Genomic DNA, 16,356 nt, shown 5'->3' with positions numbered 1-16,356 from the left:
TCCCTAATTTAACCCAATAATTACAGCTTACGAATAGATAAGATTACTTCACCAACATCTATTCCATATTTTATTATTTGAGATTTGTTTAATAAAACGTCTTCGTCAACTAAGTACATCCAATCGTCTAGTGTTACCACTAATGGCTCACCGTCTACCATTATTTCTAAGTCGTAACGCCAATAAAATGCAGCCCCTGCAGATTTGCCAGTTGCTATACCAATCACATCATTTGCAGTACCTTGATAACTGCCATCTTCTAATTCAGTTAGTTTCCAAACCCTGGTATCAGTTTCGCCATCATCATAAACAAATTGTTCATCTAAGATGCCACTCTTACCCTGCCAGGTGCCAGTGATATTAGCAACAAACCGGCGGCTTAGATCTCCATTCATGTCCAATACCATGCCATGTGCGATTAATTCTCCATTAAAAAACTCATTGAGCTTTAGTTCAGGAGTTGTGGTTTGATAGCTATCAATGTCTGCACTAGAACAACTTAACAACAAGAGTGCTAGGAATAGAGGAAGATATGTTTTCATGTTTTGGTCCTAGATGAATGTTTATGGTCGGTCTCAGTATTTGGGCCTGAATTTTTGATCAACCAGTTTGATAGGTAAGCTAACAATGGCAGTAATATTCCCCAAGTGATCCCAAAATAAATAACCTGTTTAGTTAAATTTAAAGGGGTATCTAATGCGCCAAATCGAATAGCTGCGGTATAACTAGCGCATCCTGATATGGCTCCTATTAAAACTAATAGGGGGAATTTGAGTTTCTGCAACCACAATAAACTATGGTTTAAAGACAATACAAATACACACCATAATAGCGCTAGCCATATAGGTAAGAAGCCACTAGCTGTTGTTATCACTGAATAGTGAATGAGTAGTGAGTCTGTTATCCATCCAATTGGCGCTAAAATTAATAACTTTACATCCAAGTGTTTTTTATCACTGAGTACAAAGTGTAAAACCAAGATAAAGCTAATTATAAAAGCTGCATACTGAGTCAGTAGTGCCGCTGAAAACCAAGCTAATTGAAACAATAAGCCATTAATAATCCAGAACTGACGCATCATGCTTGCCAACAAAGTTCATTTTCCTTGCCGTTATATGATGAGTGCTTATGGCTCTTTCTAAAAAAGCGCCTTCGCAGTAACACAGGTAGTAATTCCAAAGGCGCTTGAATTGTCCATCGAACCCAGAGTTTGCCAGTGTAGACCAGTTTTGATTAAAGTTTTTATACCAGTGATTAAGGGTACGGGCGTAATGTAAACCAATATCTTCAACATGATCGATAATCATGTCACTTTGTTCAGCAAATTGTTTACTAATTATCTGTATAGAAGGTAGGCATCCACCTGGGAATATATAACGCTGAATAAAGTCGACACTTTTACGGTAGTGATCGTAACGGTTGTCAGCTATGGTGATAGCTTGCAATAACATCTTCCCTGAGTCATTTAACAGTGAATTACATTTTTTGAAAAACGTAGGTAAAAACTCATGACCTACTGCTTCAATCATTTCAATAGACACTAATTTGTCATAGGTGCCTGTTAATTCTCTATAGTCCTTTTTCAATAAGGTTATTTGTTCAGTGAGCTTGTTCTTTTTTACTTGCATCTGAGCATATTCATACTGGGCGTCAGATATAGTTGTAGTGGTAACTTTACAGCCATAATGTTTGGCAGCATAAATAGCTAAGCTTCCCCAACCAGTACCAATTTCAACCAAATGATCACTAGGCTCAAGCTCTAACTTGTCACAGATTGCTTTCAATTTATTATTCTGAGCGTCTTCTAATGTCTGATTATTTTCATCAAAAATGGCGGCTGAATACATCATAGTTTTGTCTAAAAACTGGGTGTAAAGATGATTGCCTAAATCATAATGACTCAAAATATTTTTCTTTGAGCCAGTTTGAGAATTTTTGTTAGCCAAGTGAGCTAACTTATTTTTGAATTTTGTAGGCCATGATATTGAAGCTTCAACTCTATCTAACTGCTGTTGATGCCTTGCAAAAATTTGTATTAAGCGTGTTAGATTGGGGCTGGTCCATTTGTGTGCTATAAACGCTTCAGCAGCCCCTATTGAGCCACCTCGAACGAAGTCCCTGTACAAGCTTGAGTCTAGCACTACTATTTTCGATGTCAGTAAAGCTTTGCGATTGCCAAGTTGGTAAAGAGTGTTGGCTTCTTGAATTTCAATACATGCATCTTGTAAAGAGTTGAGGGTGTCAAAAACTAACTTTCTACATTTTGTGGTCCACCAATCTAATTGAATAGCCGAACTTAATGTTTGTGTATTTTCCATTAATTACCTCAATGTTCTGGGTGTGCAACAAAAGGCACTTTTTTAAGAAATAGTTTTACAGCTTGCCAATAAATCCCTAATACAATCTTTAGCGTCATACTAGGAGTGCTGCACAGGGTAGATAGAATATTTTTCGCGGTGATCGCCTTTTTGGACATGGCTAAAGTTGCATCAAATACTTTTCTGTCTTGATGGTTTTCAATATGCACCAGCATTTTTTTAGCAGGAGGGTTAACACGCCAGTGGTAATCCATGTTCATCTCCATAAAAGGTGAAACATGAAATGATTTTGGAATAGGCTTAGCGTTTACTAAATTTACCAAATAATAATGACATTCACGCCATGGAGTGTTGCTAACCTCTGCCAGCATATATTGACACTGCAGGTTCTGGTTATAACAAAAGTAAAAATTTATTGGACTAAAATACAAACCTAAACATCTACCTTGGGCTACCATAGTCACCTTGTGTCCATCCCAATTACCGCCTAACTCTAAAACTTTATTCTCTATACGTTGGCGTAAGGTACCTAGTTCACTTTTTATATAATCTTTTTGGTTAAAGCGAATAGGGTGATACCACTTTTCGCCAATCAAAGGTGACTGCTTGAATAATTGTGGCAGTTCATCTAAATCAATAGCCAACATATACAGAGAATAACTAAAGCTATGATTGGTATGTTTGAAGCGTCTGTGACGAACCTTGCCAGCATAAATGCCACTATTTAGTGTCATAAATTAATTCCAAACCTCAGGCCTATGTCAGTAGCACTACGTACTCCATCTTCATGAAATCCGTTGTACCAATAAGCGCCTACAAAATGAGTATGATTAACACCACAAATAGTGTCTCTTTTTTGTTGCGCAGCAATGCAGGCTTGATTAAATACTGGGTGAGCATAGGTGAAATTACGAATTATTTTTTCTGGTGCAACTTGCTCTGATTGGTTTAGGGTTACACAAAAAGTTTCTTTTGACGCTATCCCTTGCAGTATATTCATGTTGTAAGTCACACTCGCTTGCCTGTCAAGATTACCATCTAGTTGATAATTCCAGCTTGCCCATGCGGCTTTGCGTTTAGGTAGTAAACTGATATCTGTATGTAAAACCACGTCATTATTTTGATAATGAATATTACCTAGTATTTCAGATTCTTGTGGTGTGGGATCTGCAAGTAATGCTAATGCTTGATCTGAATGGCAAGCAAATACCACTTCATCAAAATGCTCAATAGTACCATCTTCAAAATGCAATTTAGCTTTATCCAACTCTCGGCTGACTTTACTAATGTTAGCGTTTAAATAAATGTCGTTTTTGAATTTTTCTATCAATGGTGCAATGTACTCCCTAGAACCACCTGGAATTACATACCATTGGGGTCTGTCACTGACATTTAATAAACCATGATGATGAAAGAACCTAATAAAAAAACTTAGTTCAAACTGGCGCATCTCATTTAGACTTGTGGACCATATTGCAGCCCCCATGGGTAAAATATAATGCTGACAAAAATAGTCATTAAATTGCTCATTATCTAAAAACTCACCCAAGGTTAGGTCCAGTGGAATTGAATCTTCTGAAAATAACCGCTTGCAGGTTTTATTAAAGCGTAAAATATCTAAGATAAGTTTCCAAAATTTTGGTCTTAACAAGTTACGTTTCTGAGCAAATAACGTACTTAGACTATGGCCGTTGTATTCCAAACCAGTGTTTTGATTTTTAACACTAAAACTCATTTCTGTTTCTTGAGGATGGAGCTTTAACTGGGAGAGTAATTTCAAAAATCTGGGGTAAGTTTTGTTATTAAAAACAATAAAACCAGTATCGATAGAGTATTCTTGTTGCTTAACTTTAACGTCTACAGTAGCTGTATGCCCACCAATGTAATCGTTTTTCTCAAATACGGTAATTTTGTGTTTTTGGCTTAGTAAATACGCAGAAGTTAATCCTGATATTCCCGAACCAATAATGGCTATGTTTTTCATTTATTTACCAAAGAAGTTGCGATTTTTCGCCACAGCGCAAACGGCAAGGTGGACAGTAATCTAAGAGTGCTGATAAAAAACCTTGGGAATTTTATCGAATGTTTTTTTGCTTGAATGCCATTAAATATCGTTTCAGCTGCATATTCTGCTGTCACTTTACCGGGCATATCAAAGGTGTTTTTATCTGTTAATGGTGTCTTTACAAAGCCAGGTTGGATTAGGCTCACACCAATTTCTTGACTTGCAAGGTCTACACTTAGGCTTCTGGCTAGATAATTTAAACCTGCCTTAGAGGCTCCATAGGCCTGAGATTGTGTAAAAGCTAAGTAGGTAACACTAGAACTCACAATCCCTATCTGTCCAAAGCGTGCCAACTTTGGTAGAAAGGCTTCTAAACAATATCCAACTGATAACAAATTGGTTCGGATAATTCGTTCAAATAATGCACTATCAAATGGATTAACTGACTCCATATATTCACAGTTGCCTGCATTTAAAATAAGTTGATCAATATTATTAACTTCACTGGCAGCATCTAGGGCTTGTTGTAGCTGCGTGATATCAAAGCTTAGTGTTTTGATTTTGGGATAGTCTTGTTTCAAGTTTGCTAATTTAATGGGATCACGGCCCGCGGCGACAACTTCAAAATTTTTCTTGGTATAAATATCTACTAGCGCCTTACCAATTCCTGAGGTCGCACCAGTAATTAACACTCTTTTCATTTACTTGCTCTTTTCTTTAAGTGTTTTATGAGTCGTCCAATAACGGGTATGTATTCAAAAATCATGGCATTGGTATCCACATAATCTTGATGAAAAATAACCCAGCCGTTTTTGAATGTTAAGCGACTATGACCAGTAACATTGATAGGTTTTCCACCATTCAGATAAGGGTGGCAATAAATCATAGTCCAATACAGAAATCCTTTATCAGCAATTTCTATGGACTCATCAATATTGAAAGTAATTGATTGCACATTGCTATAAAGGTGACTGAAGTATTGTTCTAAATCTTTAATCCCATCTACTTTGTGCATAGGGTCAATAAAGACTACATCATGGTGATAAATATCTTTTAAAAGCGCTAAGTTATCTTTATTTAAGTTCTGATAGACACTGACAAAGTGTTCGATTTTGTTTGAATTCATATCATTTACTCTTTATTTATAAGTCACTATACGATACGAAAGATGCTGGGGATCAATTTATTGCGAGTAAATATATTATCAAGACTGGAAATAGCAAACAGGCCCAATAATTGGGCCTGTTTAGATGGAGTGTGATTAAGAGAAGCTAGTAAATGAGCTTCCCTATAGGGTTTAACACTTGGCTAAGGCCTTGTACAAAATGCATAGAGTTATTGGCGACCGTTAAACATAGGCAGCCGTTTTCTGTTGATGGAGAATGTGTATTGGCATCATTCAGCCAAATAAAATCTCCAGGAACGTAGGTATCAAACTCATCCTTAAATTCTCCAGCTAACAGCAAGGTTAACTCGAACCCTTTATGGGAATGCAGTGGAATAGTCCCCCCTTTTTCAATATGCAATAGGTTGGTGTGTACCTCACCTTCATTTAAATCTACTTTAGCCCTTGCTAGTTTTCCTAACTTTAACCAATTAGAGAGGCCGACAGATTGCAGGGCTCTTGGTAGGGTGTATTCATGGCCTTTTAAGTTTACTCGTAAAGGCATGCTTTGTTTGGGGTGGATTTCATAATCATCATCCGTAATGGCAGCGATCATTTCATTGTCTACCCATTCGTCTAATTCAACGTCATCGTCTAAATATTGTGCTGATGTTTCTTGCAATGCTAAAACTTTATGACGGCAGCACTCGCAATGTTCTAAATGGGCAGATACCGCAATTGATAAAGATGCGCCTAATTGACCTTGGGTAAAGGCCAGTAGTAAAGCTGGCGTGGGGTGATGCTTAATCATCAGACTCTCCCATCAGTTGACGCAATTTGTTTAATGCTAATCGTAATCTTGATTTTACTGTACCTATTGGAAGGTTTAGTTGTTGAGCTAGTTGCTCTTGGGTGACTTGCTTATAAAAAAGCCCCACAACTACTTGCTTTTGTTTTTCTGGAAGATACTCCAACAATGCTTTGAGCTCGCGGTTTTGAAGGTGGTCTTCAAAATTATCAATATCCTCTGACACCAAAATGTTATCCACCGGCCATATATCATCGCTAATGGTTTCGGTACGCTGAGTTTGAAGTTTACGCAACATATCAAAACTCATATTACGCATTATGGAATACATCCAAGTGGTTGGGGCCCCCTTATCTTTATGATACAGGTGCGCTTTACGCCAAATGTTAGTCATGGTCTCTTGCACAAGTTCTAACGCTTGTGCTTCATTGTTGAATTGTTTGATGCCGAACTGCTTAATGCGAGGAGCAAACCATTTAAACAGTTTGCTGAAGGCTAGTTTGTCGCGTTCAATAGCTACGTCTTGCAACCAAACGCACAACTCAGGGTGCTTTGTATTACTCACCTGTTTACTAGTGGTTACTACCATATTCACATGATGCGTTCTTAGGTTATTTGCCAGCATTATACTTTTTCCATCAAATCTTATAAACCCAATTACGAACTAGGATTTAAATTGGATCATTTTTTAATCTAATCAATTAGATTAATGATGAAAGATTGAAAATTACTAGCTTAGGAGTTTTACTATATTGTTCTTTCAGTGCTGAATAATTAAAAGTCAGAACCAATTTATTCCTATTAGGTAGTAGTACTAATACTAATGTTTGCGCCGCTGCAATCCTGTTTGGGCTAAAATTTTTGCAGAGATTTCTTCTACTGAATAATAAGTGCTATTTAAAAAGTGTAGTTTTTCTTTGTGATACATATTCTCGACTTCTCTTAACTCCATTCTGCATTGCTTCATAGATGCATAACGGCTATTTGGGCGCCTCTCTGAACGAATTTGATGCAGGCGCTCAGCATGTATGGTTAACCCAAAAAGTTTGTCTTTAAAGCGCCTCAGGGTAGAGGGTAAGCGTAAAATATCCCCCATATCGTCTTCAGTAAAAGGATAATTGGCAGCTTTAATTCCAAATTGTAAGGCTAGGTAAAGACTGGTGGGAGTTTTACCGGTGCGAGAAACACCCACTAATATGACATCAGCTTCATGATAGTTTTTTAGATTGGCACCATCATCGTTGGCTAAAGCATAATTTACAGCTTCTATTCTTATATCGTAGGTTTTTTCGTGAATACTATGAGAACGATGTTTTTCTGGTTTACTTGTTACCCCTAACACTTTTTCTAGTGGTGCTACAAATTGGTCAAGAAAATTATAATTAATCCCTACTGATTTTGAGATGATTTTACGGACTTCTGTATTTACGACTGTATAAAATACTAAAGGTCTCTGTTTTGTATCTTGAAAACTTTCAGATATTTTTTGAACTACGTCTTCTGCATGTTCTGCCGTTTCGACAAATGGAATAGTGACGTGTTTTAACTCAATCGTAAACAGGGAGAGGAGTGCGTGGCCAAAAGTTTCTGCGGTTATGGCTGTTCCGTCCGAAATATAAAAAGCTATTCTCACAACATTTCCTTAACATTGTTGTAATTTAATTACGAAATGCAATTAAATTTTACTTTCATAATAACAACATTCTAAAATCAGCCGCAAGCAAACACTTATTCATTGAAGTATTTGTTTTATTTACCGTTTTAGCGTCGAATTAGTAGTCAGTATGATTAAATTATTAGCTTTGTAAAACAACCAAAAAGTTATCTAGGAGATAGTAAAAATGCAAGAACATGTGTTGTGGTACCAACAACTTGGGATGGGAGATGTTGGTGTAGTGGGTGGTAAAAATGCATCATTGGGGGAAATGATTTCAAATTTATCAAACGCTGGGGTTCAAGTTCCTGGTGGTTTCGCTACAACAGCTCATGCATTTAATTTGTTTTTAGAGCAAAGTGGGTTAGAGGCAAGGATTCATGATTTATTAGACAGCTTAGATGTTGATGATATTCCTGAATTAGCAAAAGCCGGTGAAACGATTCGAAACTGGATCATAGATACGCCATTTTTACCTGAATTAGAAAATGCAATTAGAAGTGCCTTTGAAACCTTACAAGGTGAATCTGGAGATGAAGCATCTTTTGCTGTTCGTTCTTCTGCAACTGCAGAAGATATGCCCGATGCATCATTTGCTGGTCAGCAAGAAACCTTCTTAAATGTGAAAGGTTATGATGCAGTTATGGTTGCCATTAAACATGTGTATGCATCTTTGTTTAACGACCGTGCTATCTCATATCGAGTACATCAAGGTTATGATCACAAAGGTGTAGCATTATCTGCAGGTATACAACGTATGGTGCGCAGTGACTGCGCGACTTCAGGTGTGATGTTCTCAATTGATACTGAGTCAGGCTTTGAAGATGTTGTATTTATTACTTCTTCCTATGGTTTAGGGGAAATGGTTGTGCAAGGTGCGGTTAATCCTGATGAGTTTTATGTACACAAGCCGACTTTAGCCAAAGGTGTGCCTGCGGTAGTGCGCAGAAATCTAGGCAGTAAACTCACCAAAATGATTTATTCAAACGATACTGCTCATGGTAAACAAGTTGAAATTGTTGATATTGACGCTTCAGACAGCTGTTTATTTTCGTTAACTGATGACGAAGTAATGGAGTTAGCTAAACAAGCTGTCATTATCGAGAAGCACTATAAACGCCCTATGGATATAGAGTGGGCTAAAGATGGTATAGATGGAAAGTTGTACATAGTGCAAGCTAGGCCTGAAACTGTTCGTAGTCGTGAAGACTTACAAGTTATAGAACGTTTTATGTTAAAAGGTGAGGCGAAAACAGTATGTGAAGGCCGTGCAATAGGGCACAAAATAGGGGCTGGTATTGCCAAAGTACTGAGTGGCGTTGAAGAAATGGACAAAATTCAGCCGGGAGATGTTTTAGTTACAGATATGACAGATCCCGACTGGGAGCCCATCATGAAAAAGGCCTCTGCTATTGTGACTAACCGTGGTGGTCGTACTTGTCACGCAGCTATTATTGCTCGTGAGTTAGGGATCCCCGCAGTGGTAGGTTGTGGTAATGCCACAGCATCCATTGATAATGGAGAAAAAGTCACTGTCTCCTGTGCGGAAGGGGATACGGGGTATATCTATGGCGATGTGCTTGATTTTGACGTTGTCACTTCTCGCGTAGACGAAATGCCAGATATTCCACTGAAAGTAATGATGAATGTGGGTAACCCAGACAGGGCTTTTGATTTTGGGCGTTTGCCAAGTGAAGGCGTTGGACTTGCACGTTTAGAGTTCATTATTAACCGCATGATTGGTGTACATCCAAAAGCTTTGTTGAATTTTGATGAGCAACCTGATGAACTCAAAAAAGAAATTACTGAGATGATTTCTGGATATGCTTCGCCAGTTGAATATTACATCGAAAAATTGGTTGAAGGTGTCTCCACTATTGCTGCAGCCTTCTATCCTAAAAAAGTAATTGTACGAATGTCTGATTTTAAGTCTAACGAGTACTTTAACCTAGTGGGTGGTTACCAGTATGAGCCAGACGAAGAAAACCCTATGTTGGGTTTCCGCGGAGCCAGTCGTTATATCTCGGATTCTTTCAGAGAATGTTTTGCTTTGGAGTGCGAAGCAATAAAACGCGTTCGCAACAAAATGGATTTAACCAATGTCGAGATAATGATCCCATTCATTCGCACTCTTGAAGAAGGCCAACAAGTCATAGACTTATTAGCAGAACAAGGGTTAGTGCAGGGAGAGAATGGTTTACGAGTCATTATGATGTGTGAATTACCATCTAACGCACTACTAGCGGATCAATTCTTAGATATATTTGATGGCTTTTCAATTGGCTCTAATGACTTAACTCAGTTAACCCTTGGATTGGATAGAGATTCAGGCTTGATTGCTCACCTTTTTGATGAACGAAATGAAGCGGTTAAGGTCTTGTTGTCTATGGCAATTCAAGCTGCTAAAAAGCGTGGTAAATACGTAGGGATTTGTGGCCAAGGACCATCAGATCACGAAGATTTAGCTCAGTGGTTAGTAGAGCAGGGTATAGACAGTGTTTCGCTTAACCCAGATACAGTAGTAGAAACATGGCTGTATTTAGGTGAGCAACACACCTAATAATCATCGAGTGGTTTGCCAACACTAAAAAACCGCAATCTGTTACCAGAGTGCGGTTTTTTTTGCTAATTGGGAATTTTTAACTTTAAAAAGTAGCTTGCCGCTATCCTTTAATTTTACGTCTAAGTAAAAAACGGTCTAAACGACGGGCTGATTTAGACATAGAGTTTTGGCATACCGTTAACCATTGACGGGCTTTGGGTACGTCATAGCTTAGTAGAATTAGACCTAATAACAAAAACAATGAGGAGCCAGGCACAATAAACAATACCACTCCCATAAGGGCGAATATACTGCCAAAAGTGATCCTAATATTTTTCATCATATGCCTTTGCCTAATTAAAAAATTGGTAATATATGTATTCTAACACTCAATAGGACAACGCAAAACAACAGATGTTACAAACTGTTAAATATTAGACTAATTAACTATAAAATTGGGTGTTGAATCCATCAATCTATTATTACATAGGGCTTGGTTATGAAACTTAAACGCAACCTAGTACAAAGTGATATAGAGCCTATTGAAGCAATTAGGTATAATTACGCTAATAATTTAGTTCAAGAGCAGTCCTATAACTATGCTTCCTGTGTTAGATCCTAGCTCGATAATTGAGAGCGATTATCAAGAATTTTTAGCGTTACTAAAAAAGTCGACGTTTAGCGGTGATATAGAGTTTAGCTATGCCAGCCGTTTAGCTGTGGCCACCGACAACTCAATTTATCAACAATTACCCCAAGCAGTAGTGCTACCCAAGTCAACTGAAGACTTATCTCTTATTGGCAAAACTGCCAGTCAATTTGAAAATGTTCGGTTTTCAGCAAGGGGCGGTGGTACTGGCACTAATGGTCAATCATTAACATCAGGCATTATCGTAGACATGTCTCGTTATATGAATAATGTGCTCGAAGTTAATGCTGAAGAAGGTTGGGCTCGAGTACAAGCTGGTGTCGTTAAAGACCAATTAAACGATGCTTTGCGCCCTCTAGGTTTCTTTTTTGCGCCTGATTTATCTACCAGTAACCGAGCAACTGTTGGCGGCATGATTAATACCGATGCTTCGGGACAGGGCTCTCTGGTATACGGTAAAACCAGCGACCATGTATTAGGGCTAACATCGGTATTGGCTGATGGCACTATTTTGAATACTGCGCCAATAACACTCGAAGAAGCTAAAGAACAAAGCAAACAACACTCCTCTTTAGGGAAGATAACCCAACAGCTTTTAGATAGTTGCCTAGGAAAACGAGAGCAGATACTAGAAAAGTTCCCACGCCTTAACCGCTTTTTAACGGGATACGACTTAGAAAATACCCTGAATAAAGATTTAACCAAATTAGATATTAGCCGGGTTATCACAGGCTCAGAAGGCTCATTGGTATTTGTCTCAGAAGCAAAAGTAAACATTACGCCTATCGCTACGTTTAAAGCCTTAGTAAATGTTAAATATGATTCTTTTGAATCAGCATTAAGGCATGCTCCAAGCATGGTAGCCGCGAATGCCACCTCTGTTGAAACGGTAGACAGCAATGTATTAAACCTCGCTAAACAAGACATTATTTGGCATTCGGTTGCCGACTTAATAACAGATGTCGAAGGCAAAGAAGTACTTGGCCTTAATATGGTTGAGTACAACAGTAACGATCAAGCTGACATTGAACAAAAAATTGCTAGCCTCAGCAAGAGTTTGGATGACGCTGAAAGCCTTGGAGTAATTGGTTACCAAATTACCTACGATAAAGCTGACATTACAAAAATTTACGCCATGCGTAAAAAGTCAGTAGGGCTATTAGGCAAAATAAAGGGGTCGAAAAAGCCTCTCGCGTTTGTAGAAGATACAGCCGTACCACCAGAAAACCTAGCTGACTTTATTATGGAGTTTAGAGCTTTATTAGACAGTCATAATTTGAAGTATGGCATGTTTGGCCATGTGGATGCTGGGGTGTTACATGTTCGCCCTGCATTAGATATGTGCGACCCAGAACAAGAAGCTATGGTGCCAGATATTTCAGATCAAGTTGTAGCTTTAGTTGCTAAATATGGCGGCTTGATGTGGGGAGAGCATGGTAAAGGTTATCGCAGTGAATATGCGCCTACATTTTTTGGTGAAGAGCTGTATACCGAATTACGTAAAATCAAAACTGTGTTTGACCCATTAAACAAAATGAACCCAGGTAAAATCTGTACGCCCTTAGAATCAAATGACAGCTTAGTTAAAGTGTCTGGTCTTAAACGAGGGGAGTTTGACAGGCAAATACCTATCGCAGTTAGAACGTCGTTCGAACCCGCTATGAGCTGTAACGGTAACGGCTTATGTTTTAATTACGATACCACTTCGCCCATGTGCCCCTCGTTTAAAATTACTGGCGATAGACGCCATAGCCCTAAGGGTAGGGCAGGTATGGTGCGCGAATGGTTACGTTTATTATCTAAAAACAACATTGATGTAAATGAGTTAGAGCACAATGAGGATCCACCCACTTGGTTTGAGCGATTCAGAAACTCCACTGATAAAAAGCCAGACAATGATTTTTCACTCGAAGTACTAGAGGTTATGGAAGGCTGTTTAGCCTGTAAGGCATGTTCAAGCCAATGCCCAGTGAGTGTGGATGTACCCGGGTTTAGATCGCGATTTTTAAGTATGTATTACCAAAGATATATGCGACCAGCCAAAGATATTCTAGTGGGGAATATTGAGAAAATGGCACCTCTTATGGCCCAAGCACCAGGTTTTGTTAATTTCTTTTTATCCCAAGATTGGGTGAATACGAGTATTAGAAAAACCATTGGCTATGTGAACACGCCTTTGTTATCAAAGCCCACTCTAGAAAAAAGACTCAAGCTTAATCAGCCACAAAGTACTCAATTCGATTTAGGTCATCTACAGCAATTGGACAAAGAAACATTGTCTAAAAAAGTGTGCATTGTGCAGGACCCATTCACTACTTTTTATGATGCTGATGTAGTCGAGTCCCTTGTTAAGTTGATTAGTAAGCTAGGGTATCAACCTATCTTGTTGCCATTCATGCCAAATGGTAAACCGCAACATGTTAAGGGGTTTTTAAAAGAATTTGCTAGCACGGCTAAAACAGCCGCAGACTTCTTGAACCAATTAGCTGAACTAGAAGTGCCACTTGTAGGGGTCGACCCTTCAATGGTGCTATGTTACCGAGATGAATATCAAAAAGTATTAGGCGATGCTCGTGGTGATTTTAAGGTGCAATTGGTACATGAATGGTTAACTCAGATAAAATTACCTGAGTCGAAAACTCCAAGCCAAGCTGCATACGGCTTGTTTGGTCATTGCAGCGAAAAAACAGCACTACCTACTAGTGAAAAACAATGGCAGCAAATTTTCAAGCAAACTGGATTAGAGCTGTCTTTGGTGTCTGTGGGTTGTTGCGGTATGGCAGGTACCTTTGGCCATGAATCAAGCCATCTTGAGGAGTCTACCGGTATTTACAACTTAAGCTGGCAACAAGCAGTCGCCAAATTCAAACCCGAACAAGTGCTCGCTACAGGCTATTCCTGCCGCAGCCAAGTGGCAAGGTTTGAAGCGTTTAAACCTAAACATCCACTGCAAATTTTAGAGAAAAACCTATAGCCTTAATAGAAGAGGGCAGTGTAATAGCTGCCATTCTTCAAAACAATCAGCCTAATTGGACTAGAAAAAAGCGTTGCGACGTGAAATCTGTATAGGTTTAACCATTAAACATCAGAAATATTTGACGTAGCGCGTTGCCATTTTCTATCTCTGACCTTTTTCTACAGCCTCAACGCCCAATAAGGGGCTAAAAATTGTGGGCTAAAATGGAAGCGGACAGCCCACTGTTTTTAGTCCTGTTGAATTGTTTGTTATGTGCTATTACGCTATATTGTACGAATTAACGTACATGAACACTTTGGAGAATAACATGGATGCAATAAGTTATACCTCAGCTAGAGCAAATTTAGCAAGCACAATGGCAACCGTTTGTAACGACCATGCCCCAATTATTATTACCCGTAAAAGTGAAGAGCCTGTTGTTATGATGTCTTTAGAGGATTACAACGCAATGCAGGAAACCACATATTTACTCAGATCACCAGAAAATGCTAGAAATCTTTTAGAGTCTATTGCCGAACTTGAAGCGGGCAACGGAACTGAAAGAGAGCTTATTGAATGAAACTAACTTTCTCAACTAAAGCTTGGGAACAATACCTTTATTGGCAAACCACGGACAAAAAAATACTAAAGCGTATTAATTTGTTGATTAAAGAAATTCAAAGAACTCCAAATGAAGGTATTGGAAAGCCTGAACCTCTAAAGCATGGATTGTCAGGGTATTGGTCTCGTCGCATAAATGATGAACATAGAATTGTTTATAAACAACAAGACGGCTCAATTCTAATTGCACAACTCCGTTACCATTACGGCACATAACGCCCTAAATTGCCGACGAAACGAGCGCAGCGAGTTGAGGCCGGAATAATTAGTTTGTTATACGCAATATGTCTACCAACTATTTGAAATATAAGATGCCAGATCGAAAAATGCATCGACTTTGTCACTTCTCCTACTCCAATTGTCATGTTTATGAGACATGCCTTTTATTTCAATTTTTTCATGCTCTTTCATAAGCTCCATTCGCAAAAGCGAACGCTCTTTTTCATTTAACATCAAAGACTGGATTTTCTCTAGTTCACCGGTGTCTAACCAAATAGCGCCGCAACTTGGACACTCGTCGATCTCTACAACATGCAAAGGGCTATAAAATCTTCGAAGCATTACTGTGTCAGGACACTTGGGGCAAGTAATACGCTTATTTAGTGAATCTAATTCATAATGGAACTGACTGAGATGTTTAGTTAATACATTACCTCTTTTCTCGAGAGGGTTTTCGAATTTACTTAATGTGTCGTTTTCTAGTAAAACACCACCACAAGCTTCACTATAATAAACAGGAACTTTTCCAACAGTCACTTTTTTTAAGGCCGTGTGTGTTCTTGGGCACTTCATGAAATTAAACTTCCCACCACTATGTTTTTGTTATGTACCGACACTAAACACCCTTAATTTTTTAATTTAAAGTAGTTACTTAAACGGACTTTTACCATTGGCTTTTATCGCCTTGCGGAAAGTCCAGAATAACGAAAATACCATTAACACTAAAACCCAAAATCCGAAGAATACACCACTCCAAAAACCATGTGCATAAGAAAAAATTGCGCTACAAGGTATCAAAAACAAAACCATTTTTAGAATAAGTGTTTTATATAACGAGAAGAACATTTTAAAGGTTTCCATTACATCTCATAGGTACATAACGCCCAACTATGGGACTGCTAAAGCTTGGCTAAAATGTGTAGCGAAGCGGAACCGAGCCAAGCTTTAGCAGTCCCACATAAGTTGTTTGTTAGGCACTACGCAGCATATGACCAAATTTCAAATAAATAGCAGCAAGCCAGAATAAAACAAAACTAGACCAATAGATAATTTTATTGCCACTCATCTGGAGAGCGCCATTAGCACCAAATAAACTAATAAGCTTTACTTTATCATCGTAAAGCATTGCCAAAATCATAGTCAACAGCACAACATTTACGAAAGGAGTTCCATGCCAGTTTAATGAAATGGGAATAATTGTAATGCACATATGTATAGGAAGTAGCATCAAAGATGCAACCAAACGAAATTTGGGAAAAAATAAGAGGAATCCGACAGTCGCTTGAGACAAAGCTATAAAATATCCAAATAAGCCAAGATTATATTTAGATAATTCGTCAATTAACCAAACAGGGCCAATAATATTTGGAAACCAATGAATTAGTTTACTCAGTCCTGCGGACGTGTAGATAACGGCAAGCAGCACTTGAGCAGCAATTAAAAATTTTTGAAACATTCACCATCCCTGAACTTAGTGCC

General features: G+C 38.4%; 17 protein-coding genes. 4 read left to right on the top strand and 13 right to left on the bottom strand.

The genetic code is table 11. The features are described from left to right. Nucleotides 1-20 precede the first annotated feature (20 nt). From EOK74_RS15130 to ppsR, 10 genes are all read right to left on the bottom strand, one after another. On the bottom strand, nt 21-542 hold the full coding sequence (locus EOK74_RS15130) for a DUF3833 domain-containing protein (RefSeq protein ID WP_133470873.1): 522 nt from the start codon (nt 540-542) through the stop codon (nt 21-23). Continuing rightward, the gene (locus tag EOK74_RS15125; RefSeq protein ID WP_133470872.1) at nt 539-1,081 is read right to left on the bottom strand and encodes a DUF2878 domain-containing protein; all 543 of its coding nucleotides are present in this window, start codon (nt 1,079-1,081) and stop codon (nt 539-541) included. The genes EOK74_RS15130 and EOK74_RS15125 overlap by 4 nt, the downstream gene beginning before the upstream one ends. Beyond that, nucleotides 1,056-2,318, bottom strand: a complete 1,263-nt coding sequence (locus EOK74_RS15120; RefSeq protein WP_133470871.1) for an SAM-dependent methyltransferase — start codon at nt 2,316-2,318, stop codon at nt 1,056-1,058. Before EOK74_RS15120 ends, EOK74_RS15125 begins: the two co-directional genes overlap by 26 nt. Nucleotides 2,319-2,326: 8 nt before the next feature. Then, nucleotides 2,327-3,052, bottom strand: coding sequence for a DUF1365 domain-containing protein (locus EOK74_RS15115; RefSeq protein ID WP_133470870.1), 726 nt, complete (start codon nt 3,050-3,052; stop codon nt 2,327-2,329). Next, nucleotides 3,049-4,302, bottom strand: coding sequence for an NAD(P)/FAD-dependent oxidoreductase (locus EOK74_RS15110; protein WP_133470869.1), 1,254 nt, complete (start codon nt 4,300-4,302; stop codon nt 3,049-3,051). The genes EOK74_RS15115 and EOK74_RS15110 overlap by 4 nt, the downstream gene beginning before the upstream one ends. Beyond that, nucleotides 4,299-5,024 carry an SDR family NAD(P)-dependent oxidoreductase gene (locus tag EOK74_RS15105; protein ID WP_133470868.1) on the bottom strand — a complete coding sequence of 242 codons (726 nt, stop codon included), beginning with the start codon at nt 5,022-5,024 and terminating at the stop codon, nt 4,299-4,301. The genes EOK74_RS15110 and EOK74_RS15105 overlap by 4 nt, the downstream gene beginning before the upstream one ends. Beyond that, nucleotides 5,021-5,449: a nuclear transport factor 2 family protein gene (locus tag EOK74_RS15100; protein ID WP_133470867.1), complete on the bottom strand. Its 429-nt coding sequence runs from the start codon at nt 5,447-5,449 to the stop codon at nt 5,021-5,023. The genes EOK74_RS15105 and EOK74_RS15100 overlap by 4 nt, the downstream gene beginning before the upstream one ends. Nucleotides 5,450-5,594: 145 nt before the next feature. After that, nucleotides 5,595-6,239 carry a ChrR family anti-sigma-E factor gene (locus tag EOK74_RS15095; RefSeq protein ID WP_133470866.1) on the bottom strand — a complete coding sequence of 215 codons (645 nt, stop codon included), beginning with the start codon at nt 6,237-6,239 and terminating at the stop codon, nt 5,595-5,597. Continuing rightward, nucleotides 6,232-6,861: a sigma-70 family RNA polymerase sigma factor gene (locus tag EOK74_RS15090; RefSeq protein ID WP_133470865.1), complete on the bottom strand. Its 630-nt coding sequence runs from the start codon at nt 6,859-6,861 to the stop codon at nt 6,232-6,234. Before EOK74_RS15090 ends, EOK74_RS15095 begins: the two co-directional genes overlap by 8 nt. Nucleotides 6,862-7,056: 195 nt before the next feature. Next, nucleotides 7,057-7,869 carry a posphoenolpyruvate synthetase regulatory kinase/phosphorylase PpsR gene (gene ppsR, locus EOK74_RS15085; RefSeq protein WP_133470864.1) on the bottom strand — a complete coding sequence of 271 codons (813 nt, stop codon included), beginning with the start codon at nt 7,867-7,869 and terminating at the stop codon, nt 7,057-7,059. Nucleotides 7,870-8,077: 208 nt separating this feature from the next. On the opposite strand from ppsR, the gene ppsA reads away from it, so the two are divergent. Beyond that, nucleotides 8,078-10,450 (top strand): phosphoenolpyruvate synthase, encoded by a 2,373-nt coding sequence (gene ppsA, locus EOK74_RS15080; protein ID WP_133470863.1) that lies wholly within the window; start codon nt 8,078-8,080, stop codon nt 10,448-10,450. 103 nt (nt 10,451-10,553) lie between these two features. Here the strand turns inward: ppsA and EOK74_RS15075 are convergent, their stop codons facing one another. Beyond that, a complete protein-coding gene (locus tag EOK74_RS15075) occupies nt 10,554-10,772 on the bottom strand; it encodes a tellurium resistance protein TerC (protein ID WP_205964673.1) in 219 nt (72 codons plus the stop codon). 259 nt (nt 10,773-11,031) lie between these two features. On the opposite strand from EOK74_RS15075, the gene ydiJ reads away from it, so the two are divergent. From ydiJ to EOK74_RS15060, 3 genes are all read left to right on the top strand, one after another. Further along, nucleotides 11,032-14,055: a D-2-hydroxyglutarate dehydrogenase YdiJ gene (gene ydiJ / locus EOK74_RS15070; RefSeq protein ID WP_133470861.1), complete on the top strand. Its 3,024-nt coding sequence runs from the start codon at nt 11,032-11,034 to the stop codon at nt 14,053-14,055. Between the two features lie 310 nt (nt 14,056-14,365). Beyond that, nucleotides 14,366-14,617, top strand: coding sequence for a type II toxin-antitoxin system Phd/YefM family antitoxin (locus EOK74_RS15065; protein ID WP_133470860.1), 252 nt, complete (start codon nt 14,366-14,368; stop codon nt 14,615-14,617). Next, nucleotides 14,614-14,874 carry a Txe/YoeB family addiction module toxin gene (locus tag EOK74_RS15060; protein WP_133470859.1) on the top strand — a complete coding sequence of 87 codons (261 nt, stop codon included), beginning with the start codon at nt 14,614-14,616 and terminating at the stop codon, nt 14,872-14,874. The genes EOK74_RS15065 and EOK74_RS15060 overlap by 4 nt, the downstream gene beginning before the upstream one ends. A 72-nt stretch (nt 14,875-14,946) precedes the next feature. Here EOK74_RS15060 and EOK74_RS15055 read toward each other — a convergent pair whose 3' ends face one another. Both EOK74_RS15055 and EOK74_RS15050 read right to left on the bottom strand, forming a co-directional pair. Next, on the bottom strand, nt 14,947-15,450 hold the full coding sequence (locus EOK74_RS15055; RefSeq protein WP_133470858.1) for a zf-TFIIB domain-containing protein: 504 nt from the start codon (nt 15,448-15,450) through the stop codon (nt 14,947-14,949). Between the two features lie 397 nt (nt 15,451-15,847). Then, nucleotides 15,848-16,333, bottom strand: a complete 486-nt coding sequence (locus tag EOK74_RS15050) for a hypothetical protein (RefSeq protein ID WP_133470857.1) — start codon at nt 16,331-16,333, stop codon at nt 15,848-15,850. Between the last annotated feature and the right edge of the window lie 23 nt (nt 16,334-16,356).

The sequence above is a fragment of the Paraglaciecola marina genome (assembly GCF_004360155.1).
Taxonomy (GTDB): Bacteria; Pseudomonadota; Gammaproteobacteria; order Enterobacterales; family Alteromonadaceae; genus Paraglaciecola; species Paraglaciecola marina.
Note: the sequence above shows the minus strand (reverse complement) of the source record. Positions and strands in the feature narration are given on the sequence as shown.

Coding starts and splice junctions, on each gene's coding strand:
- EOK74_RS15130 (WP_133470873.1), bottom strand. CDS start 542: ATGAAAACATATCTTCCTCTATTCCTAGCACTCTTGTTGTTAAGTTGT.
- EOK74_RS15125 (WP_133470872.1), bottom strand. CDS start 1,081: ATGATGCGTCAGTTCTGGATTATTAATGGCTTATTGTTTCAATTAGCT.
- EOK74_RS15120 (WP_133470871.1), bottom strand. CDS start 2,318: ATGGAAAATACACAAACATTAAGTTCGGCTATTCAATTAGATTGGTGG.
- EOK74_RS15115 (WP_133470870.1), bottom strand. CDS start 3,052: ATGACACTAAATAGTGGCATTTATGCTGGCAAGGTTCGTCACAGACGC.
- EOK74_RS15110 (WP_133470869.1), bottom strand. CDS start 4,302: ATGAAAAACATAGCCATTATTGGTTCGGGAATATCAGGATTAACTTCT.
- EOK74_RS15105 (WP_133470868.1), bottom strand. CDS start 5,024: ATGAAAAGAGTGTTAATTACTGGTGCGACCTCAGGAATTGGTAAGGCG.
- EOK74_RS15100 (WP_133470867.1), bottom strand. CDS start 5,449: ATGAATTCAAACAAAATCGAACACTTTGTCAGTGTCTATCAGAACTTA.
- EOK74_RS15095 (WP_133470866.1), bottom strand. CDS start 6,239: ATGATTAAGCATCACCCCACGCCAGCTTTACTACTGGCCTTTACCCAA.
- EOK74_RS15090 (WP_133470865.1), bottom strand. CDS start 6,861: ATGCTGGCAAATAACCTAAGAACGCATCATGTGAATATGGTAGTAACC.
- ppsA (WP_133470863.1), top strand. CDS start 8,078: ATGCAAGAACATGTGTTGTGGTACCAACAACTTGGGATGGGAGATGTT.
- EOK74_RS15075 (WP_205964673.1), bottom strand. CDS start 10,772: ATGAAAAATATTAGGATCACTTTTGGCAGTATATTCGCCCTTATGGGA.
- ydiJ (WP_133470861.1), top strand. CDS start 11,032: ATGCTTCCTGTGTTAGATCCTAGCTCGATAATTGAGAGCGATTATCAA.
- EOK74_RS15065 (WP_133470860.1), top strand. CDS start 14,366: ATGGATGCAATAAGTTATACCTCAGCTAGAGCAAATTTAGCAAGCACA.
- EOK74_RS15060 (WP_133470859.1), top strand. CDS start 14,614: ATGAAACTAACTTTCTCAACTAAAGCTTGGGAACAATACCTTTATTGG.
- EOK74_RS15055 (WP_133470858.1), bottom strand. CDS start 15,450: ATGAAGTGCCCAAGAACACACACGGCCTTAAAAAAAGTGACTGTTGGA.
- EOK74_RS15050 (WP_133470857.1), bottom strand. CDS start 16,333: ATGTTTCAAAAATTTTTAATTGCTGCTCAAGTGCTGCTTGCCGTTATC.